This is a genomic window from Pseudomonas sp. NFX98, from assembly GCF_047784845.1.
Lineage (GTDB): Bacteria > Pseudomonadota > Gammaproteobacteria > Pseudomonadales > Pseudomonadaceae > Aquipseudomonas.
In genome coordinates this window covers 90,977-101,978 of sequence record NZ_JBLNNF010000004.1, presented here as the reverse complement: position 1 = coordinate 101,978, position 11,002 = coordinate 90,977, and the positions used below count along the sequence as shown (strand labels likewise).

The following is an 11,002-nucleotide window of genomic DNA, read 5'->3' as shown; positions in this document are numbered from 1 at the left end:
CGTTGTGGAGCAAAGTCAGGTGGCGATCAGTCCTGACGGCTGGTCACTTCCAGCAGGTGATAGCCAAACTGGGTCTTGACCGGCCCTTGCACGACGTTGATCGGTGCGCTGAAGACTACGGTGTCGAATTCCTTGACCATCTGGCCCGGACCGAACGAACCCAGGTCACCGCCCTGACGGCTGGAAGGGCAAGTGGAGTTGGCCTTGGCGACTTCGGCGAAGTCTGCGCCAGCCTCGATTTGCGCCTTGAGTTCGTTGCACTTGGCTTCGCTGGCTACGAGGATGTGGCGGGCAGTGGCTTTAGCCATGGGAAATTACTCCTTTCAATGTTCGGTAAAATGTCGAGCCTACCGGATTCAGGGAGCTATTTCTCCTCAAAATTCCGTGCAATGCGCCTTGGACTGCCGGCATTCGTTAGAGACCGGCTTTTTTCAGGCGCTCGGCGTGCTCAACGTAGAGCTCAATCGGGTCGATGCCTTTTGCGGTTGGAACGCCTGTCTGACGGAGCGTGCCCAGATGATCGAAAGGGTAGTCGGAACGGATGACGGTCCCCAGGTGAGAGCTGCAGCGACCGACCATGCCATCGTTCTGATCGGCTTCGGTGATGAAGTAACGGGAAAAGGCCCGTAAAAATCCGTGCAGCGGGTCAAGGGCATAGATGCCTTCATCCAGGGGGTTCGCCGACAGGACGCCGCTCCAGGAGTAATAGCGGACGCCGTTGACCCGTTCGCAACCATTGCCTCCCCAGGTTTTCGGCAGTCCTTGCGGGTACTTGTCGTTGAATGTGCCTACACCCTCGGTGGTCAGTGCGTTCAATGCCGCAACAGCGTCTTGCGGCAGGCCGGGATTGCCACTGAGTAGCGACAAAAAGTCTGCAAACAGGGTGGCAACCGTATCGGCAATCTGTTCCGGCAGGCCTCCGGGCGTGAGGGCCTTGCGCAGGAAGTCAGCGAGCTCCGAGCCGTGATTTGGGCCACTGACGGACGTCACCGAAGCTACTGACGTTGGCGCAACCGCGGCTGCATAGCGAGCAGCGAGTGCGCCCTGGCTGTGGCCTATGAGGTTGACTTTTTTTGCGCCGGTGCCTTCCAGAACCCGCTCGATCTGCCAAAGCAACTGCTCGCCCCGGGCTTCGTTGCTGTGGGTCGCCGACAGATGCGGCACGAACACTCTTGCCCCAGCGCTTCTAAGCGCTTGTTTCACGTCATGGAACAGCTCGAAGGAGCCGATCCGGTCGAAGCCGAAAAGTCCGTGAACCAGTAGCACTGGATGAAGCGTGCTTGCATTCCTTTGCATGTTTTTTTCCTTTTTCAGCGGTCAGGGAGTTGCCTTGGACCTCACTCTAAAGCACTCGGACATGCGCGCGATGTATGAAAAAGCCGCTGTAACTTGAGGAAAACGGAATAGAAAAGTGTCGAAAAGTCAGATATGCATGAGGGCCTAGTCGGAATGTATCGCCATCTTTTCAGCGAGTCGGGGGCGCTTTCGAATATTGACCTACCTCGTGGACGTCATTTATCCGTGCGATCCGAAGCGTTCTCCCGACATCGTTATTCGCGCTGATGAGGTTCAATAGGCTTCGCTTTGATGCCCACTCGCACAGGGCATCTATTCCAAGGACTGGAGCCTGTAGATGAACACGTATGAAACCGATTTGAACTTGCCAATACCGGCGATGGAACAAGCTGAAAATGCCATGTTCGATCCCTCCGAAAGAAAAGCCGTCATCAAGGTCGGGCCTTATCTCGACATGGCCTGTGGAGACAAGCTGGTGTTGTTCTGGACAGGACTGGATTTCGAAGGTCTGGTCTACAAACATGAAGTGATGCGTTTTGTCAGCGATGGACAGGCAGGCATGGACATTGTCTTCGTCGTACCTGCGACGCATATCGCGGCACTCGATGGCGGTTCGGTCGAGGTTTACTACACACTTGAAAGCGCACGTCGGCCTCAACCTGTGCAATCCCGGCGTTTGCAATTGAGTGTCGGCGATGCCCGGCAAGACCTGCTGCCAATAATCGCGAATGATTCAGTGGGTAGCAGCACCCTTGACCCCGACCGAGTCGTGGAGGGGACGCTGGTGACCATCAAGCCTTATGCGCGGATGGCCGTAGGAGATCAGGTTTTGCTGAGCTGGGCAGGTGTTTCGGCCCAGGCGAGCTTCAATGACATGCTGAGAGTCGAGTCGTTTGCGGTGGGCGGTGAACTGTCGTTCTGGATCAATCCGGAGTACATCGCCCCGAACCTCGGCTCCAGCGTCACCCTCGGTTACTGCGTCCTGCAAGAGGGGCAGGTCGCTCGTTACTCGGAAACGACTCAACTGTTGATCGGTCCTCTGACGCGTCAGCCACTTTCCGCACCTGAAGTACTTGAGGCCGACGAGGGCGCGCTGGACCTGAAAGACGCGATGGATGGCATCACCGTCGTGATCGATGACGCGCGGGCAGAAGAGGGCGAACTGGTCTACCTGAGATGTGATGGCGACTATTTCAATCACCGGGATGATCGCGAGATATCGAGGGAAACGGCCGGTCAGCCATTAGTGTTTATCGTTCCCTACCGGTTTTGGCGGGAACATCGGGATTCGACCATCCGTGTCTCCTATTCGGTCGAGCGTCTCGATGATGTCAGCCAGTTGTCAGATGTGACGTTGGTGAAGGTGCAGTCTTAGGGCCGCAGTCGCCAACCAGTCTTTTCTGAAGACTGGTTGGCTGACGAGATCATGCCGGTTGTTGAATGCCGCGATGAGCACGCAGGAGCTTCGCCGCCTGTTGCAACAGTTGCTCGGTGCCGCTCCAGCCCAGGCAACCATCGGTGACCGAGACGCCGTATTTCAGGGAGGGGGTCAGCGGTTGACAACCTTCGAACAAATGACTCTCGATCATCATGCCGATCAGCGAGCGATCACCTTGCAGGCGTTGCTCAAGCACATTATTGAACACCGCTGGCTGACGCAGCGGATCTTTACTGCTGTTGGCGTGGCTGCAGTCGACCATGATCCGGGCCGGGATCTTCAGCTTGGTCAAGTCGCTGTGCACCTTGGCAACGCTGGCGCGGTCGTAGTTCGGTCCGTTATGACCACCGCGCAGCACCAGGTGGGTGTCTGCATTGCCCGGAGTCTGGATGATCGCCGGGTGTCCCTGGCTGTCGACGCCGAAGTGGCGATGCGGATGAGCCGCCGAACGCATGGCATCGCTGGCGACGGCGACACCGCCATCGGTGCCGTTCTTGAAGCCGACCGGCATGCTGAGACCGCTGGCCATCTCTCGGTGGATTTGCGACTCGGTAGTGCGGGCACCAATGGCCACCCAACTGAGCAGATCGTCGAAGTAGCCAGCGGCCATGGGTTGCAGCAGTTCGGTTGCTACCGGCAAGCCCATCAGCAACATTTCGCGCATCAGTTCACGCGACAGCGTCAGGCCAGCGGCCATGTCATCGCTGCCATCGAGATGCGGATCGTAGGCCAGGCCTTTCCAGCCGACGGTGGTGCGGGGTTTTTCGACATAGGCACGCATCACCAGCAGCATTTCGTCACTGACGTCAGCGGCCAGGCGGGCCAGATTGCTTGCGTATTCGAGCGCGGATTTCGGGTCATGAATCGAGCAGGGACCGACGATGACCAGCATACGGGAGTCTTCACCGTTGAGGATCGCGCGGACCGCTTGGCGGTGGGCTGCGACTTGCTGGGTCAGAACGCTGGTGAGCGGCAGTTGCTGTTTGAGTTGCAACGAGCTTGGCAGACGCAGGGTCAGCGCTTCATTGGCAGGGCTCAGGGTGGACAGTGGCAGAGCAGAGACGGACGAGTTCATGTTCAGGCTTCCTGGGCTGGCGGCGGGTTCGTTCCCGCGCGCTCGGCCCTAGTGGGGTGTTCGACAATTGGCCGGATTGGCTGCGTGTGTGTGCTTGCCACCTGTGGGTGACCGATCGGAGGCGGCAGGCTGTCCCGAGCGGAGGGTGGTAAATCGCCAGGCGGTAAAACTGTCGTAACGGTAATAAGTGGCGTAGTTCATTTTCTTGATCCTCTGAATGTCTGGTGTGTCGCTAAAAAATATTTGGGGCTGAAAAAACAAAACCCCCGGTCGGGAGGCCGACCGGGGGTTGAGAATTCTCTGGTGGCGACCCGTTTGAAGTGGGCGCCGTGTGGGTATCAGGCGCGCCAGTGGCTAAACCAATACCCAAAATAGAAGCTTGCCGGAGCGCAAACGTCGTTCAGCCGGGCAGCCGCAACCGAGCGCAGGGCGCTGGCGGAAGAAAGCTGTGTGAGGGCGTTGAACATGGTCTGTCTCCGATGGATGCACCGAGCTTACTAGAGGCCGGTGCGTGGATTCAATCAGAAAATGCTATCGGACACAGAAGGCGCTTTCTATCACTTGAGTGGCCTGGAGGTTGTGACACACTTCGTGATCCCGCAATAACACGACATCATCAATGGCCCTGGAGTCCAGATGGAATTTGAATGGCGTCCGGCGACGGATCACGACCTCAATTTCGCCCGCGAGTTGACCTGCCGGAACATGCTGCGCTATTACATTCAGCACGATCTGTTGTGGCAGGACGAAGCCTTTGATGTCGCCTGGGCAGGGCGCGACAACCGATTGATCATGCGCGGCGAAAGTCGGGTGGGGTACGTCAGCCTGAGTCGAGACGCCAGGGCCCTCTATATTCGTGAACTACAAGTCGTCGAAGCGTCACGAGGGCAGGGCGCAGGTTCCTGGGCAATCGATCAGGTATTTACCTTGGCATGCAGCGAACATCGTCCGGCATTGCGCTTGACGGTGTTTGAAAACAACCCGGCGCGGGCGTTGTATGAAAGAAAAGGACTACAGGTGGTCGGTGCGGACGAGTGTTTCCTGAGAATGCAACGCGATGTTGAAGACACGCATCGCTGAAACACGCTTGGCACAGGGCTTTCAAGATAAGTTGATACTTTTTATCTGACGCTTTCCGCTAGGTCTGCCAGTTGCTTTTTTGCTAAGGTGTCGGCAACCCAATAAGACCATATCGCGAGGTGTCTGCTTGATTAGGGTGCTAGTAGTCGATGACCATGATCTCGTTCGTACAGGCATTACACGAATGCTGGCTGACATCGATGGCCTGCAAGTGGTCGGCCAGGCTGAATCGGGGGAAGAATCCCTGCTCAAGGCGCGTGAACTCAAGCCCGACGTGGTCTTGATGGACGTCAAGATGCCCGGGATTGGGGGTCTTGAAGCCACTCGCAAATTGTTGCGCAGTCATCCGGACATCAAAGTCGTCGCGGTGACCGTGTGCGAGGAAGATCCGTTTCCTACACGGCTGTTGCAAGCGGGTGCCGCAGGCTACCTGACCAAGGGTGCCGGTTTGCCGGAAATGGTCCAGGCCATCCGTCTCGTCTTCGCCGGGCAGCGCTACATCAGTCCGCAAATCGCCCAGCAACTGGCGATCAAATCTTTCCAGCCGACCAACGATTCGCCGTTCGACGCTTTGTCCGAACGGGAAATCCAGATCGCATTGATGATCGTCGGTTGCCAGAAGGTCCAGATCATTTCCGACAAGTTGTGCCTCTCGCCGAAAACCGTGAACACCTACCGTTACCGCATATTCGAAAAGCTTTCGATCAGCAGTGATGTCGAGTTGACGCTGTTGGCGGTTCGTCACGGCATGGTTGATGCCAGCCTCTGAAAATGACTGAGACCTTTGATCCAAGCGCTTTCCTGTCGACCGTCAGTGGGCGTCCCGGTGTGTACCGCATGTTCGACAGCGAGGCGCGCCTGCTCTATGTCGGGAAGGCCAAGAACCTCAAGAATCGCCTGTCCAGCTACTTTCGGAAAACCGGCCTCGCACCGAAAACTGCCGCGCTCGTTGCACGAATCGCGCAGGTCGAGACGACCATCACGGCCAACGAAACCGAAGCCTTGTTGCTTGAGCAGACGCTGATCAAGGAGTGGCGTCCGCCGTACAACATCCTGTTGCGCGACGACAAATCCTATCCGTATGTTTTTCTGTCCGACGGTGCGTTCCCGCGTCTGAGCATCCATCGCGGTGCGAAAAAGGCCAAGGGCAAATACTTCGGCCCTTATCCCAGCGCCGGTGCGATTCGCGAAAGCCTGAGCTTGCTGCAAAAGGCATTTTTCGTTCGCCAGTGTGAAGACAGCTATTACAAGAACCGTACGCGTCCATGCCTGCAATACCAGATCAAGCGCTGCAAGGCGCCTTGCGTCGGGCTGGTGGAGCCCGAGGTGTATGCCGAAGATGTACGGCACTCGGTGATGTTCCTTGAAGGTCGCAGCAATGCGCTGGCAGACGAGTTGTCGGCCGGCATGGAAGAGGCGGCGATCAACCTGGAGTTCGAGCGTGCCGCTGAGTTACGCGACCAGATCTCGCTGCTGCGCCGGGTTCAGGACCAGCAGAGCATGGAAGGCGGGACGGGTGATGTCGATGTGATCGCTGCGTTCGTCAATCCTGGCGGTGCCTGTGTGCACCTGATCAGCGTGCGCGGCGGGCGAGTGTTGGGCAGCAAGAATTTCTTCCCGCAAGTCGGTATTGAAGAAGACGTTTCCGAAGTCATGGCGGCGTTTCTGGGCCAGTACTTCGTCAGCAGTCCTGAGCGCGACTTGCCGAGCGAGTTGATCGTCAACGTGGTTCATGAGGATTTTCCGACCCTGATCGCGGCCATCGACGAGCTGCGCGGTCGCGAACTGACCATCAGTCATCGGGTGCGCGGTACGCGAGCACGCTGGCAGCAACTGGCGGTGACCAACGCCGAACAAGCCTTGAGCGCGCGCCTGGCGAATCGTCAGCACATCACGGCACGCTTCGACGCACTGGCAGAAGTGCTGAAGCTGGACGAGCCGCCGCAGCGTCTCGAGTGCTACGACATCAGTCACTCCAGTGGCGAAGCGACCGTGGCGTCCTGTGTGGTGTTCGGTCCTGAAGGCCCGATCAAGTCTGACTACCGTCGCTATAACATCGAAGGCGTTACGGCCGGGGATGACTACGCCGCAATGCACCAGGCACTGACCCGACGCTTCAGCAAACTGAAGGACGGGGAGGGCAAGCTGCCGGACATCCTGCTGGTGGATGGCGGCAAGGGGCAGCTGTCCATGGCACGTGACGTGCTCAATGAGCTGGCGGTGCCCGACCTGATTCTCCTCGGTGTGGCCAAGGGCGCGACGCGCAAGGCCGGTTTTGAAACCTTGTACCTTAATGATGCCGCCCATGAATTCACGTTGCGCGGTGATTCCCCCGCGCTGCATTTGATCCAGCAGATTCGTGACGAGGCTCACCGCTTTGCCATTACCGGGCACCGCGCCCGTCGTGGCAAAACCCGCCGGACGTCTACACTCGAAGGCGTCGCCGGTGTCGGACCGACCCGTCGGCGCGATTTGTTGAAACATTTTGGTGGATTGCAGGAGCTGTCTCGTGCCAGCATCGACGAGATTGCCAAAGCCCCCGGGATCAGTAAAAAGCTCGCAGAGTTGATTTATGCAAATCTGCACAGCGAGTAGAATGCCCCCTCACCTCGTAGCCAGTTGTGCCGATGAATATCCCTAATCTGATTACCGTTCTACGCGTCCTGCTCATACCGATTTTCATTTTGCTGTTCTACCTGCCTTACCAATGGAGTTTCGTAGCCTCCGCCTCGGTCTTCGCATTTGCTGCCGCCACAGACTGGCTGGACGGGTACCTGGCCCGCCGTCTGGAGCAAAGCACGCCGTTCGGGGCTTTCCTCGACCCCGTTGCCGACAAGCTGATGGTTGCCGTTGCATTGGTGCTGCTCGTGCAAGAACACGGCAACCTGTGGCTCACGCTGCCGGCCGCCGTGATCATCGGTCGCGAGATCGTCGTCTCGGCACTTCGTGAGTGGATGGCCGAACTCGGTGCTCGTGCTCACGTCGCCGTATCGAACCTGGGCAAATGGAAAACCGCCGCACAGATGTTGGCGCTGGTGATCCTGCTGGCGAATCCGTCCGACTTCAGCTTCTGGGTCTTGCTCGGTTATGCCTTGCTGATGGTGTCTGCCGGCCTGACATTGTGGTCGATGGTCCAATACTTGCGAGCTGCCTGGCCGCATCTGAAGACCGACGTTGAAAAGAAATAAAACTTTTTTGAATCAAGGGGTTGACGGGGCTTCTGGATTCTATAGAATGCGCCACACCAAGACGCGGGAATAGCTCAGTTGGTAGAGCACGACCTTGCCAAGGTCGGGGTCGCGAGTTCGAGTCTCGTTTCCCGCTCCAATTTGTACGCATTTGATGTCGCGCTACTGACACCAAATGTTTTGAGGCCGAGTAGCAAAATGGTTATGCAGCGGATTGCAAATCCGCCTACGCCGGTTCGATTCCGACCTCGGCCTCCACTAATAAACAACCCCGTAGATTAACGTCTACGGGGTTTTTTATTGCCCTCAGGAAAGTGCTTGGGGGCAGCACTTGCCCGCTATTGGCGACACCTTCATGAAAACCACCCATAAACGGCAGTCATTCGTAGATCCATGATTTACGAAGCTTTTTTTATTTTGGCGATAGTAAGATTTAGTCTCGAAAATCGCACATGCAACCTTGCTTCACTGGAGCTGGGTGTATATATTTCCCCCCTCTGATTCACCGCGCTACCGCCCGAATGGCGAAACTGGTAGACGCATGGGACTTAAAATCCCCCGCTCGTAAGGGCGTGCCGGTTCGATTCCGGCTTCGGGCACCATGAATATCAAGGGCTTGCGTGAGACACCTCATGCAAGCCCTTATTTTTTGCTCCGCAAAAAACCTACCTCTGCTCCGCAATCGAAATTGTCAGAACGTCATTCACACGCGGTGCTGACTGCCTTTTCGGCTCGCTGGATCTCCTGTTTGACGTCGGTGGTTATCCGCTGCTCTTTGAGTTGTTGTCCGAGGAATGGTTGATCGCCGCGCGATTTCACTTCTGCGTCTGTTGCGGCCACCTGCGCTTCGACGGTGGCCGAATGCTCCGTTATGACGGCTTCCGCTTCTTCTTTGTTCTTGGCGTTATCCAGGGCGTGGATGAGTTTGCCCACTTCGGCCTTTTCCGCCTCGGCGTAGCCTTCGACAGACAGCCCGACCGCCATGGCCCGAGCCTGGATTTCAATCGTCTTCAGATGTTCCTGTGCGACCTTGCACAGTTCATCCTGACGCTGGTTTTTGCTGGTCTCAAAGGTGCTCAACCCGTACGCCAGGACGCCCACTACGGCCACGATCACAGTTGCGCCAATCAATCTGCCTTTCACTTTTTACGTACCCACAAAAGACCAGGGAAAGTGGAGTGGTCGTTCAGATTCCATTTTAGAGTTGAAAGACTAGCCCAGTATGCGCGGGGATGATTGCCGATTGAGTCGGCTGCAAAGAAAAGCCCGCGACACGAAACGCGGGCTGGGTGTAGCAGCCTGGTTCTTAGCCGCCGGAATCGACACCACCCTGTTTTTTCTCAACGTCCTTCGGCTTGCCCGAAGAAGCTGCTTCTTTCTCTAGAGTTTTAGAGTCAGCCCCGGAGTTTGAGCCCGACGCTTCCTCGCCTTTCTTGTCGGCCTTGTCCTCATTGGACTCAGAGCCTTGAGCCTGATTGATTCCGGGTAGGGCGGTCGGCGGAAGGGCGGATCCTTGCTTGGTCGTCTCCGCGGCCAATGCGTAGAGCGATCCGCTCGACAACAGGCCGGCGAGCGTGAGAACAGCCAGTTTTCTGTTCATCATTTTTAGTCTTCCGCACAAAGGGGGTGTATAGCGTTGGAAGACCGATATAGGGGAAGGTGCGGAGCGCCTGACGAATGGCAAAAATCAATAAGCCCGGCATGGGGCCGGGCTTGTGAGTGTCAGCAATTTACTGTGGTCGACTCAACCGCCAGTGCGCGGTTCAGCCTTGCGTCGATCACTGCCGTCAGGGTTGCCGCTGTTGATCAGCCTTCTTTCCAGCAGAATGTTTTGCAGCGCCTGACGATCTGACGGGTCTAGCTGATGCTCTCGCTCCTTGAGTTCGAGCAGGATCGGGCTGGACCACTGGCGATAGGTGTGTTCGGCACTACGAATGGATGACATCGTTTCCTCCTTGATCAGGCTCCTGCCAATTAAGGCACCGCAGTTCGATACGAAAGACACCCTAGTCGAGGAAGCTGATTGCCGCCAATGCAGCGCGTCGGCGCTTAGCCCTCATGGGTCCAGATACCGGTTGCCGCGGTGCGCCGGACGTAGTCGGAAAAGTCTCGCGCCGGTCGCCCCAGTGCACGCTGTACGCCATCAGTAACCGGCGTGTTGCGGCCATCGAGGACGGTGGTGAACAGGTATAAGACCAGATCGATCAGCTCGACCGGCAGTTGCGCCTGCTCCAGCGCATGGCGATAGGCGTCCGGCGGCACCGCGACAAAACTTATATCGCGATGTGTCACCCGGGCGATCTCGGCAACCGCCTCGGCAAAGGTCAGCGCGCGAGGGCCGGTCAGTTCGTAGAGTTGTCCTGCATGGCCGGGTTGGGTCAGTGCGGCGACGGCGACTTCGGCGATGTCCTCCACGTCGATAAAAGGCTCGGCGATATTGCCGACGGGCAGCGCCAATTCGCCTTGCTCAAGCGGTTCGAGAAAGTGCGCTTCGCTGAAATTCTGGCAGAACCAGCTGGCACGCAGGATGGTCCAGTCGGCGCCACTGTTTTGCACCACGCGTTCGGCTTGTTCTGCTTCAACTTCACCGCGCCCTGACAGCAGCACCAGTTTGCTGACCCCGCTTTTGACGGCCAGGTCGGTGAACGCCTGGACGGTCTCCAGTGCGCCAGGCACCGCGAGGTCTGGTTGAAAGGAGATATAGGCGGCGTGAATACCCTCAAGGGTGGCGGCCCAAGTGGATCGATCCTCCCAGTCAAAGGGCGGAGTTTCACGGCGAGAACCCAGGCGCACGGACTGGCCGCCGGCTTCGAGCTGTTTTGCAATTCGCCGTCCGGTCTTACCCGTGGCGCCGAGAATCAGGATGGTCTGTTGGCGGGTGTTCATCGCGTTCATCTCCCTCGGTAATGTGAGTGATACTCACGT

General features: G+C 57.5%; 13 protein-coding genes and 3 tRNA genes. 8 read left to right on the top strand and 8 right to left on the bottom strand.

The genetic code is table 11. The annotated features are described in order from the left end of the window. Window positions 1-26: 26 nt before the first annotated feature. Both ACM110_RS06550 and ACM110_RS06545 read right to left on the bottom strand, forming a co-directional pair. Complete coding sequence (locus ACM110_RS06550) at window positions 27-308, bottom strand: peptidylprolyl isomerase (protein WP_007984657.1); 282 nt, start codon at window positions 306-308, stop codon at window positions 27-29. A gap of 106 nt (window positions 309-414) precedes the next feature. Continuing rightward, window positions 415-1,296: an esterase/lipase family protein gene (locus ACM110_RS06545; protein WP_416127110.1), complete on the bottom strand. Its 882-nt coding sequence runs from the start codon at window positions 1,294-1,296 to the stop codon at window positions 415-417. Window positions 1,297-1,633: 337 nt separating this feature from the next. On the opposite strand from ACM110_RS06545, the gene ACM110_RS06540 reads away from it, so the two are divergent. Then, complete coding sequence (locus tag ACM110_RS06540) at window positions 1,634-2,671, top strand: hypothetical protein (protein WP_416127109.1); 1,038 nt, start codon at window positions 1,634-1,636, stop codon at window positions 2,669-2,671. A 49-nt stretch (window positions 2,672-2,720) separates the two neighbouring features. Here ACM110_RS06540 and ACM110_RS06535 read toward each other — a convergent pair whose 3' ends face one another. Beyond that, entirely contained in the window at window positions 2,721-3,809 is a 1,089-nt protein-coding gene (locus tag ACM110_RS06535; protein WP_416127108.1) for a 3-deoxy-7-phosphoheptulonate synthase, read from the bottom strand. A gap of 338 nt (window positions 3,810-4,147) precedes the next feature. Further along, the gene (locus tag ACM110_RS06530; protein ID WP_416127107.1) at window positions 4,148-4,276 is read right to left on the bottom strand and encodes a hypothetical protein; all 129 of its coding nucleotides are present in this window, start codon (window positions 4,274-4,276) and stop codon (window positions 4,148-4,150) included. A 169-nt stretch (window positions 4,277-4,445) separates the two neighbouring features. Between ACM110_RS06530 and ACM110_RS06525 the strand changes: the two genes are divergently transcribed. From ACM110_RS06525 to ACM110_RS06495, 7 genes are all read left to right on the top strand, one after another. Beyond that, window positions 4,446-4,889, top strand: coding sequence for a GNAT family N-acetyltransferase (locus tag ACM110_RS06525; protein WP_416127106.1), 444 nt, complete (start codon window positions 4,446-4,448; stop codon window positions 4,887-4,889). A 127-nt stretch (window positions 4,890-5,016) separates the two neighbouring features. After that, window positions 5,017-5,658: a UvrY/SirA/GacA family response regulator transcription factor gene (gene uvrY / locus ACM110_RS06520; RefSeq protein ID WP_008015884.1), complete on the top strand. Its 642-nt coding sequence runs from the start codon at window positions 5,017-5,019 to the stop codon at window positions 5,656-5,658. Window positions 5,659-5,660: 2 nt separating this feature from the next. Next, window positions 5,661-7,484 (top strand): excinuclease ABC subunit UvrC, encoded by a 1,824-nt coding sequence (gene uvrC / locus ACM110_RS06515; RefSeq protein ID WP_338580546.1) that lies wholly within the window; start codon window positions 5,661-5,663, stop codon window positions 7,482-7,484. Window positions 7,485-7,516: 32 nt separating this feature from the next. After that, on the top strand, window positions 7,517-8,077 hold the full coding sequence (gene pgsA, locus ACM110_RS06510) for a CDP-diacylglycerol--glycerol-3-phosphate 3-phosphatidyltransferase (RefSeq protein ID WP_338580547.1): 561 nt from the start codon (window positions 7,517-7,519) through the stop codon (window positions 8,075-8,077). Window positions 8,078-8,140: 63 nt separating this feature from the next. Next, window positions 8,141-8,216: transfer RNA gene (locus ACM110_RS06505), tRNA-Gly, on the top strand. 45 nt (window positions 8,217-8,261) lie between these two features. Beyond that, window positions 8,262-8,335, top strand: a tRNA-Cys gene (locus ACM110_RS06500). Window positions 8,336-8,592: 257 nt separating this feature from the next. Next, window positions 8,593-8,679, top strand: a tRNA-Leu gene (locus ACM110_RS06495). 97 nt (window positions 8,680-8,776) lie between these two features. On the opposite strand, the gene ACM110_RS06490 is transcribed toward ACM110_RS06495, so the two are convergent. The 4 genes from ACM110_RS06490 to ACM110_RS06475 all read right to left on the bottom strand — a co-directional run bounded on the left by ACM110_RS06490 (window position 8,777) and on the right by ACM110_RS06475 (window position 10,963). After that, window positions 8,777-9,220, bottom strand: coding sequence for a hypothetical protein (locus tag ACM110_RS06490; RefSeq protein WP_416127105.1), 444 nt, complete (start codon window positions 9,218-9,220; stop codon window positions 8,777-8,779). A 163-nt stretch (window positions 9,221-9,383) separates the two neighbouring features. After that, a complete protein-coding gene (locus ACM110_RS06485; protein WP_416127104.1) occupies window positions 9,384-9,677 on the bottom strand; it encodes a hypothetical protein in 294 nt (97 codons plus the stop codon). A 144-nt stretch (window positions 9,678-9,821) separates the two neighbouring features. Next, window positions 9,822-10,022, bottom strand: a complete 201-nt coding sequence (locus tag ACM110_RS06480) for a hypothetical protein (protein ID WP_338580550.1) — start codon at window positions 10,020-10,022, stop codon at window positions 9,822-9,824. 104 nt (window positions 10,023-10,126) lie between these two features. Beyond that, window positions 10,127-10,963: an NAD(P)H-binding protein gene (locus tag ACM110_RS06475; RefSeq protein ID WP_416127103.1), complete on the bottom strand. Its 837-nt coding sequence runs from the start codon at window positions 10,961-10,963 to the stop codon at window positions 10,127-10,129. Between the last annotated feature and the right edge of the window lie 39 nt (window positions 10,964-11,002).